Origin of the sequence: Paractinoplanes ovalisporus (assembly GCF_016834655.1) — a bacterium.
Taxonomy (GTDB): domain Bacteria; phylum Actinomycetota; class Actinomycetes; order Mycobacteriales; family Micromonosporaceae; genus Actinoplanes; species Actinoplanes ovalisporus.
In genome coordinates this window covers 424,539-447,744 of record NZ_JAENHP010000005.1, presented here as the reverse complement: position 1 = coordinate 447,744, position 23,206 = coordinate 424,539, and the positions used below count along the sequence as shown (strand labels likewise).

At 70.2% G+C, this 23,206-nt stretch carries 26 protein-coding genes; 13 read left to right on the top strand and 13 right to left on the bottom strand.

The window, feature by feature from the left end; all coding sequences use genetic code 11:
- Window positions 1-125 precede the first annotated feature (125 nt).
- The 3 genes from JIG36_RS19980 to JIG36_RS19970 form a co-directional block, all read right to left on the bottom strand.
- Window positions 126-647, bottom strand: a complete 522-nt coding sequence (locus tag JIG36_RS19980; RefSeq protein WP_203377828.1) for a DUF1697 domain-containing protein — start codon at window positions 645-647, stop codon at window positions 126-128.
- 137 nt (window positions 648-784) lie between these two features.
- A complete protein-coding gene (locus tag JIG36_RS19975; RefSeq protein ID WP_203377827.1) occupies window positions 785-2,998 on the bottom strand; it encodes a glycoside hydrolase family 65 protein in 2,214 nt (737 codons plus the stop codon).
- On the bottom strand, window positions 2,995-3,825 hold the full coding sequence (locus JIG36_RS19970; protein ID WP_307872805.1) for a PfkB family carbohydrate kinase: 831 nt from the start codon (window positions 3,823-3,825) through the stop codon (window positions 2,995-2,997). Before JIG36_RS19970 ends, JIG36_RS19975 begins: the two co-directional genes overlap by 4 nt.
- A 152-nt stretch (window positions 3,826-3,977) precedes the next feature.
- Here JIG36_RS19970 and JIG36_RS19965 point away from each other — a divergent pair, with 152 nt between their 5' ends.
- The 5 genes from JIG36_RS19965 (at window position 3,978) to JIG36_RS19945 (ending at window position 7,659) form a co-directional block, all read left to right on the top strand.
- Window positions 3,978-4,556, top strand: coding sequence for a GAF domain-containing protein (locus JIG36_RS19965; protein WP_203377825.1), 579 nt, complete (start codon window positions 3,978-3,980; stop codon window positions 4,554-4,556).
- A gap of 34 nt (window positions 4,557-4,590) precedes the next feature.
- Window positions 4,591-5,493: a diacylglycerol/lipid kinase family protein gene (locus tag JIG36_RS19960; RefSeq protein ID WP_203377824.1), complete on the top strand. Its 903-nt coding sequence runs from the start codon at window positions 4,591-4,593 to the stop codon at window positions 5,491-5,493.
- A 55-nt stretch (window positions 5,494-5,548) separates the two neighbouring features.
- On the top strand, window positions 5,549-6,091 hold the full coding sequence (locus tag JIG36_RS19955; RefSeq protein WP_203377823.1) for an ArsR/SmtB family transcription factor: 543 nt from the start codon (window positions 5,549-5,551) through the stop codon (window positions 6,089-6,091).
- A complete protein-coding gene (locus JIG36_RS19950; protein WP_203377822.1) occupies window positions 6,088-7,278 on the top strand; it encodes an MFS transporter in 1,191 nt (396 codons plus the stop codon). Before JIG36_RS19955 ends, JIG36_RS19950 begins: the two co-directional genes overlap by 4 nt.
- 168 nt (window positions 7,279-7,446) lie before the next feature.
- Window positions 7,447-7,659 carry a hypothetical protein gene (locus JIG36_RS19945; protein WP_203377821.1) on the top strand — a complete coding sequence of 71 codons (213 nt, stop codon included), beginning with the start codon at window positions 7,447-7,449 and terminating at the stop codon, window positions 7,657-7,659.
- On the opposite strand, the gene JIG36_RS19940 is transcribed toward JIG36_RS19945, so the two are convergent.
- Genes JIG36_RS19940 through JIG36_RS19930 form a run of 3 tightly spaced genes read right to left on the bottom strand, consistent with a single transcriptional unit; the run spans window position 7,656 to window position 9,948 of the window.
- Window positions 7,656-8,300, bottom strand: coding sequence for a glycosyltransferase family 2 protein (locus tag JIG36_RS19940; protein WP_203377820.1), 645 nt, complete (start codon window positions 8,298-8,300; stop codon window positions 7,656-7,658). The two genes, JIG36_RS19945 and JIG36_RS19940, sit on opposite strands and share 4 nt — an antisense overlap.
- Before the next feature lie 8 nt (window positions 8,301-8,308).
- The gene (locus tag JIG36_RS19935; protein ID WP_307872804.1) at window positions 8,309-8,863 is read right to left on the bottom strand and encodes a YdcF family protein; all 555 of its coding nucleotides are present in this window, start codon (window positions 8,861-8,863) and stop codon (window positions 8,309-8,311) included.
- Entirely contained in the window at window positions 8,845-9,948 is a 1,104-nt protein-coding gene (locus JIG36_RS19930) for an MBL fold metallo-hydrolase (protein ID WP_203377819.1), read from the bottom strand. Before JIG36_RS19930 ends, JIG36_RS19935 begins: the two co-directional genes overlap by 19 nt.
- 127 nt (window positions 9,949-10,075) lie before the next feature.
- On the opposite strand from JIG36_RS19930, the gene JIG36_RS19925 reads away from it, so the two are divergent.
- Complete coding sequence (locus JIG36_RS19925) at window positions 10,076-10,594, top strand: LURP-one-related family protein (RefSeq protein ID WP_236047800.1); 519 nt, start codon at window positions 10,076-10,078, stop codon at window positions 10,592-10,594.
- A 10-nt stretch (window positions 10,595-10,604) separates the two neighbouring features.
- Complete coding sequence (locus tag JIG36_RS19920; protein WP_203377817.1) at window positions 10,605-12,050, top strand: deoxyguanosinetriphosphate triphosphohydrolase family protein; 1,446 nt, start codon at window positions 10,605-10,607, stop codon at window positions 12,048-12,050.
- Window positions 12,051-12,699: 649 nt separating this feature from the next.
- Here the strand turns inward: JIG36_RS19920 and JIG36_RS19915 are convergent.
- A complete protein-coding gene (locus tag JIG36_RS19915) occupies window positions 12,700-13,233 on the bottom strand; it encodes an LPXTG cell wall anchor domain-containing protein (RefSeq protein WP_203377816.1) in 534 nt (177 codons plus the stop codon).
- 95 nt (window positions 13,234-13,328) lie between these two features.
- Window positions 13,329-13,736 carry a PH domain-containing protein gene (locus tag JIG36_RS19910; RefSeq protein ID WP_307872803.1) on the bottom strand — a complete coding sequence of 136 codons (408 nt, stop codon included), beginning with the start codon at window positions 13,734-13,736 and terminating at the stop codon, window positions 13,329-13,331.
- 142 nt (window positions 13,737-13,878) lie between these two features.
- Here JIG36_RS19910 and msrB point away from each other — a divergent pair, with 142 nt between their 5' ends.
- Window positions 13,879-14,289 carry a peptide-methionine (R)-S-oxide reductase MsrB gene (gene msrB, locus JIG36_RS19905; protein WP_203377814.1) on the top strand — a complete coding sequence of 137 codons (411 nt, stop codon included), beginning with the start codon at window positions 13,879-13,881 and terminating at the stop codon, window positions 14,287-14,289.
- Window positions 14,290-15,425: 1,136 nt separating this feature from the next.
- Entirely contained in the window at window positions 15,426-16,481 is a 1,056-nt protein-coding gene (gene ligD / locus JIG36_RS19900; RefSeq protein WP_203377813.1) for a non-homologous end-joining DNA ligase, read from the top strand.
- On the opposite strand, the gene JIG36_RS19895 is transcribed toward ligD, so the two are convergent.
- The gene (locus JIG36_RS19895) at window positions 16,470-16,919 is read right to left on the bottom strand and encodes a GNAT family N-acetyltransferase (RefSeq protein ID WP_203377812.1); all 450 of its coding nucleotides are present in this window, start codon (window positions 16,917-16,919) and stop codon (window positions 16,470-16,472) included. The two genes, ligD and JIG36_RS19895, sit on opposite strands and share 12 nt — an antisense overlap.
- Before the next feature lie 65 nt (window positions 16,920-16,984).
- On the opposite strand from JIG36_RS19895, the gene JIG36_RS19890 reads away from it, so the two are divergent.
- Entirely contained in the window at window positions 16,985-17,440 is a 456-nt protein-coding gene (locus tag JIG36_RS19890; RefSeq protein WP_203377811.1) for a potassium channel family protein, read from the top strand.
- Here the strand turns inward: JIG36_RS19890 and JIG36_RS19885 are convergent.
- The 3 genes from JIG36_RS19885 to JIG36_RS19875 all read right to left on the bottom strand — a co-directional run bounded on the left by JIG36_RS19885 (window position 17,391) and on the right by JIG36_RS19875 (window position 20,341).
- Entirely contained in the window at window positions 17,391-18,953 is a 1,563-nt protein-coding gene (locus tag JIG36_RS19885) for an alpha/beta hydrolase (RefSeq protein WP_307872802.1), read from the bottom strand. The two genes, JIG36_RS19890 and JIG36_RS19885, sit on opposite strands and share 50 nt — an antisense overlap.
- Before the next feature lie 65 nt (window positions 18,954-19,018).
- On the bottom strand, window positions 19,019-20,086 hold the full coding sequence (locus JIG36_RS19880; RefSeq protein ID WP_203377810.1) for an ATP-dependent DNA ligase: 1,068 nt from the start codon (window positions 20,084-20,086) through the stop codon (window positions 19,019-19,021).
- A 60-nt stretch (window positions 20,087-20,146) separates the two neighbouring features.
- Entirely contained in the window at window positions 20,147-20,341 is a 195-nt protein-coding gene (locus JIG36_RS19875; protein ID WP_203377809.1) for a hypothetical protein, read from the bottom strand.
- Between the two features lie 130 nt (window positions 20,342-20,471).
- Here JIG36_RS19875 and abmR point away from each other — a divergent pair, with 130 nt between their 5' ends.
- The 3 genes from abmR to JIG36_RS19860 are packed head-to-tail and all read left to right on the top strand — an operon-like array spanning window position 20,472 to window position 22,119.
- The gene (gene abmR / locus JIG36_RS19870; protein WP_203377808.1) at window positions 20,472-21,023 is read left to right on the top strand and encodes an ATP-binding transcription factor AbmR; all 552 of its coding nucleotides are present in this window, start codon (window positions 20,472-20,474) and stop codon (window positions 21,021-21,023) included.
- Between the two features lie 2 nt (window positions 21,024-21,025).
- The gene (locus JIG36_RS19865; RefSeq protein WP_203377807.1) at window positions 21,026-21,748 is read left to right on the top strand and encodes a HipA family kinase; all 723 of its coding nucleotides are present in this window, start codon (window positions 21,026-21,028) and stop codon (window positions 21,746-21,748) included.
- On the top strand, window positions 21,745-22,119 hold the full coding sequence (locus JIG36_RS19860; RefSeq protein WP_203377886.1) for a DUF3037 domain-containing protein: 375 nt from the start codon (window positions 21,745-21,747) through the stop codon (window positions 22,117-22,119). Before JIG36_RS19865 ends, JIG36_RS19860 begins: the two co-directional genes overlap by 4 nt.
- Here the strand turns inward: JIG36_RS19860 and JIG36_RS19855 are convergent.
- A complete protein-coding gene (locus tag JIG36_RS19855) occupies window positions 22,116-23,132 on the bottom strand; it encodes a glycosyltransferase family 2 protein (RefSeq protein WP_203377806.1) in 1,017 nt (338 codons plus the stop codon). The genes JIG36_RS19860 and JIG36_RS19855 overlap by 4 nt on opposite strands.
- Window positions 23,133-23,206 lie beyond the last annotated feature (74 nt).

The window sequence follows — 23,206 nt, the reverse complement described above, 5'->3', positions numbered from 1 at the left end:
TAAAGTCCCTTCCTATTCCCCAGGGCGGGTGGGGGTTAGGGATGGCCGTATCACCAAGATCCGTACCGCCAAGATCCAGAGCAACAAGATTCAGAGCACCAAGATCCAGCGCAGCGTGGCAGCCGTCAGAAGTCGGCGGCCAGGTCGGCCAGCTTGAGGACCGTTGCCCAGTTGCGTTCGGTGCCGTGCTGGGACAAGCGCCTCGCCGCCATGCTCGTGTTGACCGGATTGCCGTGCACGCGGTCGCGGTAGTCGATGTAGATCTCGCGCTCCACCAGGCGTACGTCGTCGTGGGTCTCGAGCAAGCGGGCCGCCTCGGGGGACGGATGCTCGGCCAGGAACGTCACGCGCATCATCGTGGGCCGTTCGCGAGCGGCCTCGGGGAACGGGTTGGCGGCGATGATCTCGGACAGGCGGTCGCGGCTGCGGACCACCACCGGCTGGTCGACGTCGAACTCCCGGTGCAGCACCGAGCGGATCAGCGGGCCCACGTCCAGGTCGGACTTCACCACGACGTTGCCGCTCTGCAGCAGCGTGCGGGCGTCGGGCAGGCCGGCCGCCTCCAGTGCGGTGCGTAGCGCGGCCATCGGCACCTTGTTGCGCGCTCCCAGATTCACCGCGCGCAGCAGCGCCACCCAGACCGTCACCCGGCCAGCCTAAGCGGCCACAGCAGCGCACAGCGCCGACCGGCACCAGACAACGCACCATCCCGGGCCGACGTCGAACGACCGCGGACGCACCGAAAAGGGCAACGCGACACCCGAAGAAACGGCCAAAGGCAACGTCAGCCCGGCGGTGTGGGTGGGCGCGGCGTCGGGGGTGCGGGAAGGTCGTCCACCGGGTCGAGTTTGAACGTTGCCTCCTCGCCGGCGCGCAGCGACGTCTCCGAGTCGTAGTGGCGGAAGCTGATCGGCCCGTCCGCCTGGTAGGTCACCACGCCCGGCGTCACCGTCACGCACAAGGCGGCTCCGCGCCACCGCAGGCGGAAGCGCAGACGGGTCAGGCCGGGCGGGATCTTCGGCGAGAGGGCCAGCCGCCCGCCGGAGTCGCGCAAACCGCCGAAACCCATCACCACCGCGATCCACGCCCCGGCGCAGGCCGCGATGTGCAGGCCGTCGCCGCCCGACTCGCCGCCCGCGCGCAGGTCGAGCAGGGCCGCCTCGGACAGGTAGGCGTGGGCCAGCGACAAGTGATCCAGCTCGGCCGCCAGCACCGCCTGCATCGGCGCCGACAGGGACGAGTCCCGGACCGTACGGGCCTCGTAGTACTCGAAGTTGCGCCGTTTCTCGTCCCGGGTGAACTCGTCGCCGCACATCACCATCGCCAGCACCAGGTCGGCCTGTTTCACCACCTGCTTGCGATAGAGGTTCAGGTAGTGGTGGTGCAGCATCAGCGGATAGGACTCGTCGTCGAAGGACTTCCACTCGTCGAGCCGGGTGAAGCCCGCCGACTGCTCGTGCACCTCCCGCCGCGGGGAATACGGCACGGCCAGCCGGTCCGCGATGTGCCCGGACACCTCGTCCAGGGCCGCCGCCCGCAGGTTCCGCCGGGCCATCAGGTTCGTGTAGACGTTGTCGTCCATCAGTGCCGTGTACTCGTCGGGACCGGTCACGCCGGCGATGTGCGCGACCCCCTCCTCGTCGAGGTAGGCCACCTTGCGCCACAGCCGCGCGGTCTCGGCGATCAGCTCGTCGCCGGCCTCGCGCATGAACGTGTCGTCGCCGGTGGCCGCGTGGTAGCGCAGCACGGCGTCGGCGATGTCGGCGTTGATGTGCAGCGCGGCCGTCCCGGCCGGCCAGTAGCCGGAGCACTCGGGACCGCTGATCGTGCGCCACGGGAACGCCGCGCCGTCCAGCCGCAGCTCACGCGCCCTCGAACGGGCCTGGTCAAGGGTGCTGTGCCGCCAGCGCAGCGCCTGGCCGACGCAGGCCGGATGCGTGTACGTCAGCACGGGCAGCACGTACGTCTCGTTGTCCCACAGCGTGTGCCCGTCGTACCCGTTGCCGGTCAGCCCCTTGGCCGGAATCGGGTGCGGCCCGGCCTGGGCGCCCGCCTGCAGCACGTGGAAGAGCCCGAAACGCGTCCCCTGCTGCACCTCGTCGTCGCCGTCGAGCTCGATGTCCGCGTACGCCCAGAAGTCGTCCAGATAGGCGCGCTGCTCGGCCAGCAGCTCGTCGAAACCGGCGCGCGCGGCCGCGTCCCGGTCGGCGAGCGCCTGATCGCGCTGGTCCAGCCCGTCCCACCCGTACGCGAGAATCTTGTCGAACGACAGCGACCCGTGTGCCGTGGCGGTCCAGCGCAGACGGTCGGGCCCGGTGACGATCTCGCCGTCGTGCCCGGTGTGGGTCACCGCGACGGCCACCGTGATGCCGCTGCGACGGGTGCGGTGCACGAGCAGGTCGCGGTCGTGGAAGACGGGCACGAAGGCGTCGGCGATGACGGCGCTGGCCCGGGGGTCGTCGCGCGGCGGGGGCTGGGCCTCGTCGACCATCAGGTCGGAGTCGACCCGCAGCTCGGCGTCGGCGTCGACCGTGTAGCGGATCGCGGCCACCGACGGACGCCGGAACGACACCACCCGTACGCTGCGCAACCGCACCTCGACCCCGCCCGGTGACACCCAGACGGCCTCCCGGGTGAGCGTGCCCGCGCGCAGGTCGAGCACCCGTTCGTGCCGCCGCAACTCCCCGGTTTCCAGGTCGAACGGTTCCCCGCCGACGGTGAGGGTGATGGGCTTGCCGTTCGGGGCGTTGACAATCGTTTCCGTACGCTCGGGGAACGCGTACCCGGCCTCCGGATAGGTCAGCTCGCGCTCCTCGTAGAGCGAGTTCAGAAACGTCCCCGGCATCCCGCACGGCTGCGGCTCGTCCAGGTTGCCGCGCAGCCCGATGTGCCCGTTGGCCAGCGCGAACAGCGATTCGGCCTGACGCCGCCCGGCATCGTCGGAAGGCAGACCGATCTCCCGTACGGCCCAGGGCTCGGCCGGTGCGATCCGGCTCATCGGTTCAGCTCCGGACGGCCGCCGACATGCTGGACGGTCGACCCGGACGCGGCCGAGGCCCGGTGCGCCGCCTCCTCGTAGGACCCGCCGGCCAGCAGCGCCGCGGTCAGCGCGGCCACGAAGGAGTCCCCGCCCCCGGTGGTGTCGACCACCTCCGCGTCCCCGAGCGGGATCTTGACCCGGCCGCCCTTCCACACGAACAGGTTGCCGTCCTCCTGGGCGATCGCGAGCAGGCGCGGGCCGCTGTCCAGCACGTCCTCGCCCAGACCACCGGACTCCCGCTCGTCGGCGCGCACCACATCCGCGTACGGGAAAACGCTCTTGTCCTTGATCTCGCCGTCGAGCACGACCAGACGTCCGGCCTCGCGCCCGATGCGGGCCGCGGCCAGCGTCGCCTCGACCGGTTGCTGCAGCTGGATCAGCACGGCATCGGCCGCGGCGATCGTCTCGCGGGCGCTCAGCACGTCGGCCTCGGTGAGCAGCGACGGCAGATGCTCCACGTAGCGATACGTGCCGTCGGGTTCGAGGATCTCGACGATCAGGGCGGTCGGCTCGCCGGGGCGGCGCACCACCCCGCGTACGTCGATGCCGTCGCTCTCCGCCTGAGCCAGCAGCTCGCCACCCATCGGATCGTCGCCCGCCACCGCGATCAGAAACGGACGTACGCCCAACTGGGCCAGCGCGACGGCCTGGTTCGCGCCCTTGCCGCCGAGCTGTTCGAGGCGCCGGCCGGCGGCCGCCGAGCTGCCGCGCTCGGGCAGGCGGTCTACGGTGAGAACGAGGTCGCGGGCGAACTGACCGATCACGGCGGCGCTGGGTGCTGTCACAGGACGGGGAATACCCGCTGACCGACTGTTTGTGCGACATTCGCGACTGTGGCTTACCTGGGAACTTAATTCGCCCACCGAGAGCATTGCGGGACACCGGCACCCTTTCTAGGCTCGGCAGATCGCTGCCACTGTGAGGGGGATCACCGGCCATGACGAACAGCAATCCGGTGTCGTTGAACGCGTACGAATATCTGGACAACGTCGGTCCGGAGGAGCAGGCGCGACTCGCGGCCGTCCGGCGCTACCGGCTGGTCGACCAGCCGGTCGAGGACGCGTACGACCGGATCGCGTTCGTGGCGGGCGCCATCTTCGACACCCCGATCGCCACCGTGTCGCTCGTCGAGCAGGACAGGGTCTGGCTCGCCGCCTGCCAGGGGCTTTCCGGCGTACGGGAGGTGGGCAAGGAGCCCGGCCTGTGCGCGTCGGTCATCGCGCAGGACGACGTCTACGTGATCAACAACGCGGCCGTCGACCCACGTACGCTCGAGCACCCGCTGGTCCGCGGTGAGCTGGGCCTGCGCTTCTATGCCGCGGCGCCGATCCGCACCCACGACGGATACCGCCTGGGCACCGTCAACGTGATCGACAACCGGCCCCGCGAGGCCACGCCCAAGCAGCTCAAGGCCCTGGAACACCTGGCCTCGATGGTCTCCGACGAGCTCGAGCTGCGCCTCATGGTGATCCGCAGCGCGGCCGCCGAGCAGCGCATGCGCGAAACGGTGAGCTGATTACCGGAAGGACGGTTCGGGTAGTTCGCTCCACATGCGAACCCCCCGCACCATTGCCGTAGTCGCGCACCAGAAGAAGACGGTGGGCGGCGGCCTGGACGAACTGCGCCGCCGCCTGACCGACGCCGGGATCGACGACCTGCTCTGGTACGAGGTGCCGAAGAGCAAGAAGGCGCCCGCGGCCGTCAAGAAGGCGCTCAAGTCCAAGATCGACCGCCTGATCGTCTGGGGCGGGGACGGCATGGTGCAGCGCTCGCTCAATGTCGCCGCCGGTTCCAAGGTGCCGATCGGCATCATCCCGGCCGGCACCGGCAACCTGCTCGCGACCAACCTGGGCATCCCGGCCGACCTGCCCGAGGCGGTCGACATCGCCCTGCACGGCTCGCCGCACCGCATCGACCTCGGCCGCTTCGAGGGCGAGTACTTCGGCGTGATGGCCGGCGTCGGCTTCGACGGCGCGATGATCAGCGACGCCGACCGCAACCTGAAGGACCGGCTGGGCAAACTGGCCTACGTGTGGGCCGGCGTGCGTCACGTGAACGAGTCCGCGGCCACCGCCACCATCAAGATCGACGGCACCAAGTGGTTCGACGACGAGGCCAGCTGCGTCCTGATCGGCAACGTCGGCACGATCACCGGCGGGATCCGGGCCTTCGACGACGCGAAACCGGACGACGGCTGGCTCGATGTCGGCGTGGCCACGGCGCAGGGCGCCCTGCAGTGGGCGCGTGCCCTCGGCACGATGGCCGTGGGCCGGAGCGACAGTTCCCCCTTCGTACGCACGACACGCGCCCGCCGCGTCGACGTGAAGCTGCAGTCCAAGATGGAATACGAACTCGACGGCGGCGCCCGCGCCAAGACCAAGTCGTTCTCGGCCAAGGTCGCCCCCGGAGCCGTCCAGATCTGCGTCCCCCGGCAGCCGTCGCCCCTGTCCTGACCCGCCGCCCGTCCGACTATTGCAAAGGTAACTTTGCAAAGCTACCTTTGCATTCATGGACAGCGATGATGGCGCACGCCTCGACCCGCGAACTCTGCGCGGGCTGGCCCACCCCCTCCGGGTCCGCATGCTCAACCTCCTTCGCGAGCGCGGCCCGTCCACGGCCAGCAAACTGGCCGAGCTGCTCGGCCAGTCGAGCGGCGCCACCAGCTACCACCTGCGGCAACTCGCCACGTACGGGTTCGTCGAGGACGCCGGCGGCGGCTCCGGCCGGGAACGCTGGTGGCGCGCGGCCCACGCCCGTACGGACCTCGACGCCGACACCGGCCGGGCCGCCGGCGAAGCGACCGAGGGCTATCTGCGCGCGGTGGCGACGGCCGACTTCCAGCGGGTCGAGGCGACGATCGGCGACCTGCCCGGCATGTCGGAGGCCTGGCAGAATGCGTTCTTCCTGGGCACCGAGCAGCCCCTCCTCTCCGCCACCCAGGCCGTCGAACTGCGCGGGCGCATCAAGGCCCTGATCGACGAGTACGCCGAGGCCGCCCCGGCCGACGCGGCCCGGGTCAGCGTGCAGTGGCAGATCCTGCCGATGCCATGAGCCGGCGCCCACTCACCGGGCTGCTGACCGCCGAGGCGGTCTCGCTCACCGGCAGCCACATCGCCTCGGTCGCGGTGCCCTGGCTGGTCCTCGTCACCACGGGTTCGGCCACCCGCGTCGGCATCGTCGCCCTCGCCCAGACGCTGCCGTTCGTGCTGGCCGGGATCGCCGGTGGCGCGCTCGCCGACCGCATCGGCCCCCGCCGCGTGGCCGTCGCCGCCGATGCCGCGAGCGCGGTCGCCGTCGGCGTCATCCCGCTGCTGCACCTGCTCGGCCAGCTGACCTTCGGCCGGCTGGTCGCGGCGGTCGCCGTCGCGGGCACGGTCGCCGGCTGCGGCAACGTCGCCAAACGCACGCTCCTGCCGGTCACGGTCGAGATCTCCGGTACGCCCATGGCCCGCGCGACGGCACTCTTCGACGGCATCGCCCGGGCCGCCCTGCTCGTCGGCCTCCCGCTCGGCGGGCTGCTGGTCACCGCGTACGGGCCCGCCCTGGTCCTCGCCATCGACGCCGCGTCGTTCCTGTTCTGCGCGGTCGCGGTCGCCCTCACCGTCCGCGTGCCGCGCCCGTCCCCCGGCCCGGGAGCCGCCGGCGGCACGGCCGGTTTCGCCTTCATCCGGCGGGACCGCCTGGTCGTCGCCGTCACGTCCATGCTCTTCGTCACCAACCTGGCCGACCAGGCGTTCATGGCTGTCTTCCTGCCGGTCTGGGTGCGCGACACCGGCGCCGGACCGACCGCGCTGGGCCTGATCGGCGGCGTCTTCGGCCTGGGCGCGGTGATCGGCGCGGCGATCTATTCGGTCCTGGCCGTACGCCTCCCCCGCGTCACCACGTTCGCGATCTGCTCGCTGATCGCCGGCTCCCCCAAGCTGTTCGCGCTCGCCCTCACCGACGACGAGTGGACCGTGCTGGCGGTCGCCCTCGGAGCGGGCCTGGCCGCCTCGGTGCTCAACCCGATCCTGTCCGCGGTCGGCTACGAACGGATCCCGCCCCACCTGCGCGGTCGCGTCCTGGGCGTGATCGGCGCACTCTCCTTCGCCGGCGTTCCGCTGGGCGCCCTGCTCGGCGGGCTCTCGGTCGACGCCACCGGGCTGCGCAACGCCGTGCTGACCGCGGGCTCGATCTATCTGTTCGTCACGCTGGCGCCGTTCCTGGCCCTGGGCCGCTTGCGGAGGGCAGTCGGATAGCCGACAGCCACCTTCGTCCCGGCAAAGCCCGGCGATAGCACCTTAGGTCCGTATCTGCCCGCATATCCCCTGGATTGCACCGGTCGGCGGCCCCCACACTGGCCTTTCCATCCGGCACCGCTACGCATCTCCAGGGGGCACGCCATGACGTTCCACCAGAGTTCCGCAGTGAGCGTCGTATCCGTTCTGACCGCGGCCACCGTCATCGTCGTCGGCTACCGCCACGGTCACAATCCATCGGCCTGGCGGGCGACGAGGCGGCAGAAGAAGGCCAACCGCCACACCCAGCCTCACGCCTGGGTCGCGACCGCCCAGTTCATGACCGTCATGCTGGTGATCCTGGCCGTGATGTTCGCGGCCGCCTACGACGCCGGCAACTAGCGATCAGTCACGACGAATCTCAGCAGCGCCCGGTAGATCCGTGCCGCGTCACGGACCGACCCGAAATGCGACGAGGCATTGCCGTTGAGATAGGTCGTCGCGATCGGCACCTGCTCGATCGGGTGCCGATCGCGGGCCGCCCGCAGCAGCACCGTCATCTCGTAGTCGAACCGCTCGCCCGGGATCGAGCCGAGCCAGTCCAGCAACCCGGCCGGATATCCGCGCAGGCCGGTCTGCGTGTCCCGCACCCACCGCCCGGTCGCCGCCCGGAACAGCGACCTCGTCACGGCGTTGCCGATCCGGCTGCGGGCCGGCATCCGCCGCACCCGGCGCACACCCAGGACCAGCCGGCCGGTCTGTTCCACCCGCTCGGCCACACGCCGGATGTCCTCGGCCGAGTGCTGCCCGTCGGCGTCGGCGCAGATCACCGCCGAACCCGGATGCTCCCGGGCCGCGTACGCGAAACCGGTCTTCAACGCGGCCCCTTTGCCGAGATTGAACGGATGCCGCAGCACCACACAACCCGGCACCGACACGGGCGTCGTGCTCCCGTCGTCCACAATCACCACCTGGTCGAACTGGGCCGACAACGCCTGCAGCCGGTCGGGCGACGGCTGGTAGACCGGGAGAAGCAGCAGCATGGCCGCAGCTATACCCCGCGTCGCAACATCGTCACCATCCGGCGCTCGCGGCGCAGCAGGACGGCCGGGTCACGTACGCCGAAGAAGCACACCCTCGACGCGGCCCGGATCCCGTATTCGACGAGCGGCGAGACCCCGGGGACCGGCACGTCGACCAGGGCCCGCGACGGCAGGCCCAGCACCTTGCGGGCCAGAAAACGCGCCCGCGGCAGGTGCCAGGCGTGCGTGACCAGCCCCAGCGGCCGCGCCGGGCCCAGCTGCAGACCGTCGAGCAGGCCGTCCTCGACGACGTTGAGCAGGTTCTCCAGGGTGCTGCGGGAACGGCACTCGATACGTACGGAAACCGGATCCACCCCCGCGTCGAGGGCGACCCGACGCATCAGGTCACCCTCGCGGCAGCCCTCCGGAGGCTCGGCCGCGCCCGATCGGGCCTGCTCCCAGCCCCCGGCGAAGACGATGCGCTCGACCGGCGGGTAAGCGATCGCCGCCCGCGCCCGCACCAACGAACCGGTCGGCCCGTTGCCGAAGACCAGGAGCGCGGCCGCTACGCGATCTGCTGCCACCAGCCGTCCACCGCGGGCGGGTTGTCGACGTCGACGCGCTCACCGGGGCGCGGCACGGCCAGCCGTACGTCGCGGGCCTTGGCCTCACGCCACGTGCGGTCGGCCGGCTCGGACCAGTCGTGCAGCGCCAGGTTGAACGTCGCCCAGTGCACCGGGATCATCAGCCCGGCCTGGACGTCGACGTGGGTGGCCACGCCGTCTTCCGGGAACATGTGGATGTCGGGCCACGACTCGTTGTACGCCCCGACCTGCACCAGCGACACGTCGAACGGGCCGTGCTCCTGACCGATCTCGGCGAAGCCCGGGAAATAACCGGTGTCGCCCGAGTAGAAGACCTTGCGGCTCGGACCGTTGATCACCCAGCTGGTCCAGAGCGTGCCGTCGCGGCCGAGCCCGCGCCCGCTGAAGTGCCGGGCCGCAGTCGAGACGAACTCGAGGCTGCCGACGCGGTGCTTGTCGTTCCAGTCCATCTCGACGATGCGGGTGGCCGGCACGCCCCAGCGCTCGAGGTGCGCGCCCACGCCCAGCGGCACCAGGAACGGCGCGGCCTGCAGGTCGACCAGGTTCTGGATGGTCTCCATGTCGAGGTGGTCGTAGTGGTCGTGCGAGATCAGCACGGCGTCGAGCGGCGGCAGGTCACGCAGCGCGACCGGCGGCTCGTGCAGCCGCCGGGGGCCGCCCAGCCGCGACGGGGAGCAGCGCTCGCTCCACACCGGGTCGAGCAGCACCCGCCGGCCCTCGATCTCGACCAACGCCGAGGAGTGGCCGTACCAGGTGACGTGCAGCCCGTCGGCGGTGACGCCCGGGTCGGGAGTGACCACCGGGATGGGCAGGCGCGGGTGGCGGCGCTCCCGATCGCGCAGCGTGGCGGCGAAGACCTTCGGCATCGAGGCGGCGTCCAGCATCGTGGCCGGGACCGTGTTGTGGAACTTGCCCTCCGCGAACTGGGGCGAGGCCTGCATGCGGGCCAGCCGCTCGCCCTTGGCCTTGGCCCCCATCTGGCGCGGGATGTCACGGGCGGCCCACACCGCCGCGGCTCCCAGCGCCAGCGCAATCAATGATCCCCTACGTCCTCGCTTCGCCATTCGACCAGTTTGACGGTCCGGACAAGGGTCCCGCCACCGGATGGAGTTTGTGACACACTGCTCAGCCGTGACTGTCAACACCCTTCAGACTCAGCAGCAGCTGATCGTCCGTCAGCGCATCCGGCTGATGGTCAACCAATACGAGATCCACGCCGCCGCTCCGGACGGCAGTGAGGCCGGCATCCTCGCCTTCGCGCAGCAGAAGCGCATGGCGTTCAAGGAGCAGGTCACGCTCTACACCGACGACACCAAGACGACGCCGGTGCTGGGCTTCAAGGCCCGCCAGGTGATCGACCTGGGCGCCACGTACGACATCGTCGACGCCGGCGGCGCCCCGATCGGGCTGTTCCGCAAGAACTTCAAGGAGTCGCTGATCCGCTCGACGTGGCACCTCGAGCAGCCCGGCTTCGGCGAGATGATCGGCCGCGAGACCAACGTCTGGGTGGCCGTGCTGCGCCGCTTCGTCGAGGCGCTGTCGTGGCTGCCCTACCACTTCGACTTCGTGCTGGGCGACCGCCCGGTGTTCTCCGTGGTCAAGAAGTGGGGCCTGCGCGACCGCTACGTCGTGACGATCCACGACCCGAACGTGGACCGTCGCCTGGTCGCGGCCATGTCCGTCGCATTGGACGCCCTGCAGGCCCGGTAATCTCTGGCGGATGGACGATCCCCGGGCTCAGCGCCTCTTCGGCGACCGGTTGGTCGCTCCCGGCGACCTCGCCGCCAGCCCGTTCCGCGTCGACCGCGACCGGATCGTCGCCTCGCCGTTCTTCGCCCGGCTCGCCGGCGTCACCCAGGTCATCAGTCCCGGGGGCGCCGGCCTGCTGGTGCACAACCGGATGACCCACAGCCTCAAGGTGGCCCAGGTCGCGCGGGCCATCGCCGAGCGCGTCGACCCCGGCCTGGCCGACAAGCTGGGCGGCTGCGACCCCGACGTGGTCGAGGCGGCCGCCCTGGCCCACGACCTCGGCCACCCGCCGTTCGGCCACCTGGGCGAGCGGGTTCTCGACCGGGTCGCCCGCCAGCGGCTCCAGCTGCGCGACGGCTTCGAGGGCAACGCCCAGTCCTACCGCATCGTCACCAGCACCGAGATCCGCGGCCAGGCCACCATCGGGCTCAACCTGACCAACGCGGTCCGCGCCGCCATCCTGAAATACCCGTGGATCCGCCGCGGCCACGCCCGTCACATGGACCCCGCCCCGCGCGGCGCCGCCCCCGCGGCCGACGATCCCGACGGCGGTTCGGTGAAGTTCGGCGCCTACTCGACCGAGGCCGGCGACATGCGGGCGGCCCGGGCCCCGTTCGCGGGCCGGGTCGCCGACTGGCAGCAGACCGTCGAGGCCTCGGTCATGGACACCGCCGACGACATCGCCTACGCGATCCACGACCTCGAAGACGTGCACCGCGTCGGCGTGCTGCAGCAGGGCGCCGTGGCCACCGAGCTGATGGCCTGGCAGCGCTGGGGCCCCGACACCGACCCCAACCGGGCCGGCGGCGCGATCGAGTCGCTGCGCCGCCAGCTGCACCGCAAGGACGGCTGGATGGCCGACGACGAGGCCTTCGCGGCCGCCGTCGAGCTGGTGCGGGCCGAACTGGTCGACGGTTTGCTGGCCCGCCCGTTCGACGGCTCGCTCGAGGCGGAGGCCCAGGTCGCGGCGTTCTCGGCCACGTGGACCCGCCGCCTGGTCGAGTCGGTCGAGACGATCGCCGACCCCGCCATCCGCTCCGGCCATGTGCAACTCGCCACAGCCCAGTGGCACGAGGTGCAGATCCTCAAGTTCGTCCAGAACCGTTTCGTGCTGGCCCGGCCCGACCTCGCGCTGCACCAGCGGGGCCAGGGCCGCCTGGTCGCTTCGCTGGTCGACGCGCTGCTGGCCTGGCTCACCGACCCCGACGAGGTGGAGCGGATCCCGAGCCGCCTGCGTGACCTGGTCGAGCTGGCCGAGGCCGAGCTGCCCGACGACACGCCGGACCTGCTCAAACGGGCCCGCGGGCGTGCCGTGATCGACTTCGTGGCCGGCCTGACCGACAATCAGGCAGTGGGGCTGATGCAGGCGTTGTCCGGCAAGAGTCGCCAACTCTGGACGGATGCGTTCGTGCTTTAAGACCAAGATCCGGATGTCCCGGCTGGGTGGTGGGTGGCCGTCGCTCCTGCCCAGGCCGCCAAACCCGAAGATCAAATTCATGATGTCCCGGCTGAGTGGTGGGTGGCGGACCGTCGCTCCCGCGGGGGCCGCGGTGGCTTTCGCTGGCCGCTGGCGCGTCCAGAACGCGAAACCCGCCACGGCGACGTGCGTGAGCGGTCGCGCTCAAACCAAACCCCAACCCCGGCGACGCGCGTGTGTGGCTGCACCCCCAAGAACAAGCCCGGCCACGGCAAGCGCGTGAGCGGGTTGCCCGCCCTCCCAAGCGAACCGCACCCGTGACGCACGTGAGCGGGTTGCGCTCTCCAAACCGAACCCCCACCCCGGCGGCGCGTGATCAGGTCGCGCTCTCAAAACAAGCCCCACCCCGGCGGCGCGTGATCAGGTCGCGCTCTCAAAACAAACCCCACCCCGGCAGCGCGTGATCAGGTCGCGCTCTCAAAACAAAACCCACCCCGGCAGCGCGTGATCAGGTCGCGCTCTCAGAACAAAACCCACCCCGGTCACTGGGTGGGGCGAGTTAAGCAGGCGGGTACGACGTTTTCCGGTGGCTGTCCACAAAAACGAAAGCCGCCCGGGTTCCGGGCGGCTTTCGTTAGTGGAAGATGCGTCAGGCGCTGCGGCGGCGACGCGTGTACCAGACCGACGCCGCACCCGCGGCGACCAGCAGGGCACCCATCGAGACGATCGCGGCCATCGGCGTACCGGTGACCGGGAGCGCTCCGGCCGGGCTCACGCCGCCGCCGGGGGTCGTGGTCGCCGGGGCCACGCCCGGGCTGCTGGTGGTCGGGCTGACACCCGGCGGAACCGTGTCGACGCTGGCGGTCGGCGTCGGGCCGTAGCCGGGGTTGCCCCGGGTCGGCGTGTCGGTGTCCGGGGTGTCGGTGTCCGGCGTGTCCGTGTCGGGCGACTCGTCCGGGGTCGCCGTGGTGGCGCCCGGCGTGCCGTAACCGCCCTGCCCGCGGGTCGGCTCGTCGTCGTCGGTGGCGTCCGGGGTGCCGTAGCCGGTAGCGGCGACGACCGGCATCGCGGCCGGGTCGACGGTGGCCGACGTGGCCAGGGCCGGGGACACACCCAGCGCGAGAGCGGCGGTCAGGCCGGCGGCGGGCAGTCCGACGGCGATGATCCGGCGAATTGTGCTCATGAGGAGTTATCCATTCCTGTTCCGGTGTTTCCAGGTCCGGAGGGGAGCTTAGCGGCAATTGCCCGATTTACCCGTTAAGCCCCCTCGGCGGGTCATCATCCCGGAAGACCACCGAAACGGTGACTCCGCCACAGATGGGACAAAGCGAACATTTTGCCCTCGAATCGAGGGTCGGAGGCGAAGAGCTCGCCGCTGTACGGGGCCTGGAGCTGCACACTTGCGCCCGAGTTCAGATAGACAGAGACGACGGTCCGTGCCCCACGCCGCTCGGCCCGCAGGTCGACCACCTCGTCCCAGGGCGCCACGTCACCGTTGAAGACGGACCGCGTACGGATCCCGCGCGCACTGATCTGAGTGCCGGTGACCCGACCGGCCAGGATGCCCACCATCGCCCCGCCCAGCGGCGGCACCAGTGACATGGCCGCCCAGGTCACGCCCCGCGGCGGCTCGATGAAGCCGGTCAGGGTGAGCATGGCGGCCAGCAGCGTCACCCCCACTGCCACGAGTGAACCGAGGTAGAGCCCTCGTCCGAGAGCCTGCTGCGAGGTGGGCCTGAAAGTGGCCGGCGACACATCTTCCATGCCCTGGTTCAACGGTGACGGCGACCACCCCGGCCGCACCCCCGGTGCGTCGTACCTTTGATGTATGGCGACCAACGAATCCACCCTGCCCACCACCGAGGAACAGTGGCGCGTACGCCTCTCCCCCGACGAGTTCCGGGTTCTGCGTCAGGCCGGCACCGAGGCGCCCTGGTCCGGCGAATACGTCAGCACCAAGACCGAGGGCATGTACAACTGCCGGGCCTGCGGCGCCGCCCTCTACCCCAGCGGCGACAAGTTCGACTCGAACTGCGGCTGGCCGTCCTTCGACGACGCCATCCCCGGCGCCGTCAAGGAGATCGACGACTACTCCCACGGCATGGTCCGCACCGAGATCCGCTGCGCCAACTGCGACTCCCACCTGGGCCACGTCTTCCGCGGCGAGCACCTGACGGCCAAGAACACCCGGCACTGCGTCAACAGCCTCTCGATCAAGCTCGACCCGAAGAACGCGTAACAGCGGTCATCCCACGGCCGGCGCCCACCCGGGTGCTGGTCGGCCACCCCGACCACGCGCCCGGCTGAAGGCCCGGTGAGCTCGGCGTCACGGCCGGGCTGGGCGGCCCGGCTCAGCAGGGGTGTTCGCCGGGCACGACCTCGCGTCCAGGCCCGACGACAGTGCGGCGCCTCGAATCCACACAACAGTCCGCCACCCACACGGCCCAGCCACCTCAGCCCTCATTCAGCGCCGAGGCCGCTTGCGAGCTCCGGCGCGCGTCCGATCACCCCATCCGGCACTGCAACGACACCGCTGCCGGAGGTCAGCGCGTCTGGGCTGACGGCGCTGAAGAGGTAGCGGGTTGTAGGACAAGGGGAAGTAGCGGGTTGTGGACGACGGCGGGAAAGTGTCATACCCGCCTGCTTAACTCGCCCCACCCAGTGACCGGGGTGGGGAAGAGCTGGGGTGGTCAAGAGCTGCGGCAGGACGGTCAGCGCGATCTGACAGGGCGGCTACAGCTGAAGCGCCGGCAACAGTGCTTGGCGCACGGCCTGGTCGGGGTGCGCGTTTCTGGCAACGCTCCGAAGCCGGCCTGGTCGGGACTCACCCTGGCGCGCCTCCGAGTCGTCTGGGGGTGGCCGCAAGCGACGACGAGTGGCCCCTGCACGCCCGCTACCAAACCGAAGCGTGACCTGATCGGGGTTGGTCTTTGGGAGCGCGACCGCTCACGCACGTCGCCGTGGTGGGTTTCGCGTTCTGGACGCGCCAGCGGCCAGCGAAAGCCGCCGCGGTCCCCGCGGGAGCGACGGTCCGTCACCCACCACCCAGCCGGGACATCCTGCACTTGATCTTCAGGTTTGGCGGCCTGAGCAGGAGCCACAGCTACCCACATCCAGGTCTTGAGCGCAGCGACGACCGGGCGAACGACATCGGGAACGAAGCCGCACGCCCGGAACGACGCCAGGCACGCTGGAAGACGCCGGATACGACGTCACGCACGTCCGGGAACGAAGCTAGGCATGGAACGGACGCCCGGGAACGAAGCTTCGCACGTAGGGAACGACAGCTCGGGTGGAACGAACGCCCGGGTAAATGACGGCTCGGGCGCGGCTTCGGGGATCACCAGGGCGCCGGACAGGGCTTATGGTCGGTGCATGCCGAAAGCGCCCGCCGAAGAGATCGAGATCGCCGGCCATCAGGTGCGGCTCAGCAGCCCTGACAAGATTGTCTTCCCGCGGAAGGGCTACACCAAGCGGGACGTGTTCGACTACTACCGGTCGGTCGGCGACGGGATCATGCGTGCGCTGCACAACCGGCCGACCACGTTGCAGCGGTTTCCCGACGGCATCGAGGGCGAGGCGTTCTTCCAGAAGCGCATCCCCACCCGCGGCGTTCCGGACTGGATCCAGACGGCACAGATCAAGTTCCCCAGCATGCGTACGGCGGTGGAGCTGTGCCCGGCCGACCTGGCGCACGTCGCGTGGGCCGCGCAGATGGGCACCGTGGTCTTCCACCCGTGGCCGGTCCGCGGCGACAGACCCGACAACCCGGATGAGCTGCGTATCGACCTCGACCCGCAGCCGGGCACGTCGTTCGCCGATGTGGTGAGCACCGCCGGTGTGTTGCACGAGGTGCTCGACGATCTGGGCTGGGTCGGGTTCCCGAAGACGTCGGGCGGCCGCGGCGTGCACATCTACCTGCGTATCAAGCCTGACTGGTCGTTCGTCGAGGTGCGCCGGGCCGCGATCGCGCTGGCCCGCGAGGCCGAACGGCGCCGGCCCGAGCTGATCACGACGGCCTGGTGGAAGGAGGAGCGCGGCGAGCGGGTGTTCCTCGACTTCAACCAGATGGCCCGTGACCGCACGATCACCTGTGCATACTCGCTGCGCGCCAACGAGCGCGCCACCGCCTCGGCCCCGGTGACGTGGGACGAGCTGCCCGACGTCGAGCCGGACGACTTCGACCTGCGGACCGTGCCGAAGCGGTTCGCCGAGATCGGGGACCCGCACGCGGCCATTGACGACGTCGCGCACGACCTGGCGCCGCTGCTGGAGTGGGTCGAGCGGGACGAGAAGAACGGTCTGGGCGACATGCCTTACCCGCCCGACCACCCGAAGATGCCGGGCGAGCCGCCGCGCGTGCAGCCGAGCCGCAAGAACGCCGCGAACTGGGCGTCGGAGTCGTCGGAGCCCTCGGAGTCAGAGGGCTAGCTTCATGCCCTCGTGCGACGCGACGAAGCCGAGCCGTTCGTAGAAGCGGTGGGCGTCGCCGCGGCGCTTGTCGGTGGTCAGCTGGGCCACGCGGCAGCCGCGTTCACGGGCCCGGTCGAGCGCGAACCCCATGAAGTCGCTGCCCAGGCCGGAGCCGCGGCGGTCGGTGCGCACCCGTACGGCCTCGATGGTCATGCGGCGGGCCCCGCCCCGGCTCAGGCCGGGGATGAACGTCAGCTGACAGGTCGCGACGATCTCGCCGGCGTCGTCGGCCACGAGCAGTTCGTTGTTCGGGTCGGCGTCGATCTCGTCGAAGGCGGACCAGGTCGCGGCGTCGGCCTCCTCGGTGACGGTTTCCCGGGAACGGCTGATCTCGTCGTCGGCCAGCAGCGCGAGAACGGCCGGGACGTCGGCCCGGGCGGCGGTGCGGAACTTCATCGGGGCAGTCTATTAATGTCCGCGCGGACCTACGCGGGCAAGCGCCTCTCAGGCACCATGACGCCATGCATGTGCTGCTCACGCCGCTGAAGCGGATCTATCGCGGGATCGTCTGGCTGGCCAACTCGCCGGGCACGCTGATCCTCGCGTACGCCATCCTGATCGTCGTCTGCGGCGTGCTCTACCACTTCTTCGAGGACAAGTCGGTCGGCGACGCGATCTGGTGGGCGGTCGTCACCGCGTCGACCGTCGGCTACGGCGACATCTCACCGGCGTCGTGGCAGGCCCGGGTGCTGGCCGGACTGCTCATCTCGATCATGGTGCTGGTGGTCATCCCGCTGATCACGGCTCACTTCGCCAGCAAGCTGATCGTCGACTCCGACGCGTTCCACCACGAGGAGCAGGAGGAGCTCAAGAACAACCTGCGCCGCGTACGGGCGTTGCTCGAGGCCATGGCGGAGCGCGACGGCGTCACTTTGCCGGACAGCGCAGCCCCTCCTGCGGCACCTTCAGATCGATGAGGTAGGAGTCGACCGCGTTCACGATGCACGGCGTGTTCGGGTAGGCCGTGTGGCCCTCGCCCTCCCAGGTCAGCACATGCCCGACGCCCAGCATCGAGGCTAGGTCGGCAGTGTTCTCGTACGGCGTGGCCGGGTCACCGGTCGTGCCGACGACCACGATCGGCGGGGCGTCCTTGGCGGCGCCGGCCGGGTAGGGGTCGCGCCCGCCCTGCCAGACCGCGCAGGGCAGCATGCCGACCGCGAGCGCGCCCCCGAACAGCGGGTATTTCTGGCGCCACTCGCCCTGCAGGCGGCGCACCTCGTCGAGGCTCGGCGCGTCGTTGGTGTCGGCGCAGTTCACGGCCAGGTTGGCGTCGAACAGGTTGCTGTAGGTGCCGTCGGGCTTGCGCTCGGCGTATTGGTCGGCCAGCGTGAAGACGCCCTTGGGGTTGCCCTGCTTGAGTTCGGCGATCGCGTCGGCCAGCTTGGCCCAGCCCGACTCGGTGTAGAGCGACGAGATCACCGACACGAAGATCCAGCCGCTGGTGGCCTGACGCCCGTCGCTGCCGGGCACCGGCTTGGTGGCCGCGGCGCTCAGCGCGTCGGTCACCGCCTTGCGCGGGTCGGCCGAGATCGGGCACTTGTCGGGCGTCGCCTTGCACCAGTTGGTGAAGTTGGTGAACGCGCGCTCGAAGCCTTTGGCCTGGGTCTCGGAGCCCTCGACGAAGTTCTGCTTGGGGTCGACCGCGCCGTCGAGCACCAGCGCCCGCACGTTCTGCGGGAAGAGCTGGGCGTACGTGGCGCCGAGCAGGGTTCCGTACGAGAAACCGAGGTAGGTCAGTTTGTCGTCGCCGACGGCCGTGCGCAGCGAGTCCATGTCGCGGGCGGCCTGCTCGGTCGAGAAGTAGGGCAGCTGGTCGCCGTATTTGGAGGCGCAGTCGCCGGCGATCCGCTTGTTGAGCGCGACCAGCTTGTCGAAGTCGGCCTGGCTCACCGGGTCGGGCGTGGCGGCGAAGCTCTCGTCCTGGTCTTCCGAGCTGATGCACTTGACCGGGTCGGAGCGGCCGACGCCACGCGGGTCGAAGCCGATGATGTCGAACTTATTGGTGACCTCGGTCGGCAGGCCGCCGAAGGCCTCGCCGAACGACAGGTAGACCGACGTGTCGATGCCGGAGCCGCCGGGACCGCCCGGGTTGATCAGCAGCGAGCCGATGCGGCCCTGCTGCTTCGACGACCGGATGCGGATCATCGCGATCGAGTAGGTCTCGCCGTTGCCGGCGTTGTTCCAGTCGCGCGGGACGCTCACGTCGGCACAGTCGTATGTCATGCCGGGCGCGGACTGACCGACGAGCTGCTGCGGGATGTCGGGGCAGGGCCGCCAGTCGGCGCTGCCGCTCGCCCCCGAGGACGGGGCGGTCGCGGGCGCCTGCGTCTCGCCCGACCCGTTGGGTGCGAACGAGGGCACGGTGCACCCTGCGGAAACGGCCAGGACCGCGGCGAGGACGGCGACGACCAGACGGGAGCGGCGCTGCACGATGCGGACCTTTCGACGGCGGGTTGCTGCCACGAGGCTATCCGGTCGGTCTGACAGTTCGTCGGTCAGCGGCTCGTGAGGACCTCGGCCAGGTTGAACTGGACGGGTCGTTCCAGCTGCTCGTAGGTGCACGTACGCGGTTCGCGGTCGGGCCGCCACCGTTCGAACTGGGCGGTGTGGCGGAACCGGATGCCTTCCATGTAGTCGTAGCGCACCTCGACCACCCGCTCGGGCCGCAGCGGGGTGAACGACAGGTCCTTGCCGTTGTTCCAGCGGCTGACCTCGTTCTTGCGCGGGGTGCGCTCGCCCTGCATGTGGGCGGCCCAGTTCCACGGGTGGCCCTCGAACTCGGTGACCAGCGGCTGCATCTCCTCGAAGAGCTCCTCGCGCACCTTCATCGGGAACGAGCCGATGACCCCGACGCTGACCAGCACGTCGCGCTCGTCGTAGAGGCCGAGCAGCAGCGAGCCGATCCGGTTGTCGGCCGACTTGTGCACGCGGTAGCCGGCGACCACGCAGTCGGCCGTGCGCTTGTGCTTGATCTTCGTCATGACCCGCTTGTCGGGCTGGTAGGTCAGGTCGCGCTGCTTGGCGATCAGCCCGTCGAGTCCGGCGCCCTCGAACTCGGCGAACCAGCGCGCGGCGGTCTCGTGGTCGTCGGTGGCCGGGGTGACGTAGACCGGGGGCTTGGCGTCCTTCAGCACCTCGGCGAGCCGGTCGCGGCGCACGCTGAACGGCTGCTCGGTCAGGTCTTCGTCGCCGATCGCGAGCAGGTCGAACGCCACGAAACTGGCCGGCGTCTGCTCGCTGAGCAGCTTCACGCGGCTGGCCGCGGGGTGGATGCGCTGCTGAAGGGCCTCGAAGTCGAGGGTGTTGCGCGCGGTGTCGGCCACGATGATCTCGCCGTCGATCACCGCCCGCTCGGGGAAGTTGGCCAGCACGGCCTCGACGACCTCGGGAAAATAGCGGGTCATCGGCTTCTCGTTGCGGCTGCCGATCTCGACCTCGGCCCCGTCGCGGAAGATGATCGACCGGAAGCCGTCCCACTTGGGCTCATAGACCTGGCCCGGCGGGATCTCGGCGACGGGCTTGGCGAGCATCGGCTTGACCGGCGGATTGATCGGCAACTCCATGCCGCCCAGTGTGCCCGCTCCCGGCCGCTTCGGTGGCCCCCGCGGCGCCGAATCAGGGCCTCAGTTGCGGACGCGATTGTCCAGAGGCTGGGGCTGACTGGCCCACCACTCGGAAGGCACGAGGTCGTGGATCTCGCCGGCGAGGGCCTTCAAGTGATCACCCGTCGCATGCCCGTGGTGAGCATCGGCAAGCCCCTTGACGCGCATGTACCACTCGGCAAGTTGTTCGCATTTGACCGATACCTGATAGTCCATGAACCGACGCTAGGCCGCCCTCCCGCCAGCCGCCCCCAAAACCGCCCGCGCCCACCCCGACGTGTAGTGGTGGTCGCAACGTGAGGAACGGTGTAATCATGTAATCAAGAAAGCAAGGGGGAGGACGACCATGAGATTCCGCACCGCACCACCCGGACGAACCGAGCCACCGAACGCCGAGGACGCCCCCGGCTGGGTCGCCGGAGCGATCCCGGACGGCTGGTTCACCGAGCGCCCCGAAGTTGTCGTCGACCGCGACGAGATCATCATCTGGGGCCGGATCGGCGAGCCCGAGCTGGGCGCCGAGATCACCGACGCCGACCGGGCCGCCGCGCAGGCCGGGCGCATCCACCAGTTCCGTGAGAACACCCGGGACGGCCGCATGCGGGTGGCCCGGCAGATCGAATACCGCTACCAGCGCAAGGTCGCCTGGGGCGTGCGCTGCGGCGACACCAACGAGCTGTTCACCCATCTGGCCGCCCCGGTCATGACGCGCCTGCGGCAGCCCGAGCGCCAGATTCTCGACACGCTCGTCGACGCCGGCGTCGCCCGGTCGCGGTCCGAGGCACTGGCCTGGTGCGTCAAGCTGGTCGGTCAGCACACCGACCAGTGGCTCACCGACCTGCGCGAGGCCATGACCAAGGTGGATGAGCTGCGCAAGCAGGGGCCCGATACCGTCTAGGGGTGCTACGTCAGGTCACTGCGATCCGCTATGTCACCCCGCTGCGTGAGGGTGGCTCCCTGCCCGGCGTGGTCGAGGCCGACGACCTCGGCACCTATGTCGTGAAGTTCCGCGGCGCCGGGCAGGGCCCGCGGGCGCTGGTGGCCGAGGTGATCTCGGGCGAGCTGGGCCGCCGGCTGGGTCTGCCCGTGCCCGAGCTGACCGAGATCCACCTCGACCCGGTCGTCGCCCGCGCCGAGCCCGACGAGGAGATCCAGGAGCTCATCAAGGCCAGCGCCGGGGCCAACCTGGGCATGGACTTCCTGCCCGGCTCGCTCGGCTACGACCCGGTCGTGCACCCGGTCGAGGCCGGACTGGCCTCGCGGGTGGTGGCCTTCGACGCGTTCGTCGAGAACGTGGACCGCAGCTGGCGCAACCCCAACCTGCTGATGTGGCACGGCGGCCTCTGGCTGATCGACCACGGAGCGACGCTGTATTTCCATCACAACTGGCCACGGGCCGCCGCCGTCGTGCACCGTGCGTACAAGTGGGACGATCACGTTCTGAAGCCGTACGCGACCGAACTCGCCACCGAGGGCCCGGCGCTGGCCGCCCGCATCACGCCGGAACTGCTCGAAGACGTCATCGCCCAGGTCCCGGGGGAATGGCTGGACGAGGGCGACCGCGAGGCCTACCTGACACATCTCTCCGCCCGTGCCGAGCGCCCGGAGGCATGGCTGCCGTGAGAATCCCGTACGAGTACGCCGTGATCCAGGCCGTGCCCCGCATCGAGCGCGGCGAGCTGATCAACGTGGGCGTCATCCTCTACTGCCAGCGCCGCGACTTCCTGTCCGCCCGCACCGAGCTGCGCGAGGACAGGCTGCTCGCGCTCGATCCGAAGGCGGATGTGCCCGCGATCAAGGCCGCGCTCAGCTCGTGGGACGCCACCTGCGGCGGGAAGGGCGCGGCCGGCGACGTCAGCCTGGGCGAACGTTTCCGCTGGCTGGTCGCCCCGCGCAGCACGATCCTGCGGGCCGGCCCGGTGCACATGGGCCTGGCCGCCGACCCGTCCCAGGAGCTCGACCGGCTGGTCAAGATCCTGGTCAAGACCGATTAAGCGGCCGTACGGCGGGTGTCCGCGACCACGCTGACCCCCTCCAGCGACTCCACCGAGTCGGGCGGGGTCGTCGCCGTGTCGAACGCGACCAGGAACGGCGGCCGCGACTGGGTGGCCATGTAGATGCGGCCGACGTATTCGCCGAGCAGCCCGAGGCAGATCAGCTGGATGCCACCGAGCAGCAGCACCGCGATGTAGAGCGAGGTCCAGCCCGGGACGACCCCGCCCGTGCCCCACGCGATCAGCCCGGTCACGATCAGGACCACGCACAGCACGAAGCTGAGCAGCCCCAGCCAGGTCGCGATCTTCAGCGGCGCCGCCGAGAAGCCGGTCACGCTGTCGAAGGTCAGCCGGATCATGCGCGACAGCGGGTATTTCGTGTGGCCGGCGACGCGCTCCTCACGCACGTACGGAACCTCGGCGCTGGAGAACCCCAGCGAGGGCACGACGAGCCGGTAGACCGGGCGCGGTTCCGGAAGCTCGTTGAGCACGTCGACCACGGCCCGGCTCATCAGGCGGAAGTCGCCGGCCTGGTCGCTGACCCACGGGCCGACCATGCGCCGCATCATCCAGTAGTAGACCCCGGCCGTGTTGCGCTTGAAGACCGTGTCGGTGCTGCGGTCGCTGCGTACGCCGTAGACGACGTCGACCTTCTCGGCGAGCGCCTTGGCCAGCATCTCGCCGATCACCTCGGGCGGGTCCTGCAGGTCGGCGTCGATGCTGACCACGTAGTCACCGCGGGCGGCGCGCAGCCCGGCCCGCAGGGCGGTCTGGTGGCCGACGTTGCGGCGCAGCGAGACGACGCGCAGCTCGGACCAGTCGGCGCGCAACTGGAGCAGCCGGGCCACCGTGGCGTCGCTGCTGCCGTCGTCGACGGCGACCACCTCGTACGGCACGGCGAGGGCGTCGAGGACCGGCCGCAACCGGGCCACGAAGTGGTCGACCGCCTCGCGCTCGTTGTACATCGGGGTGACGACCGAGAGGGTCACCGGCGACACGAGGCTCTGCGGCATGGGCACTTCTTCCTTCTAGCTCTGGCGTAAAGACCGATTCGCCCCATAAATCATGAATGCGATTCGGCCCTCCC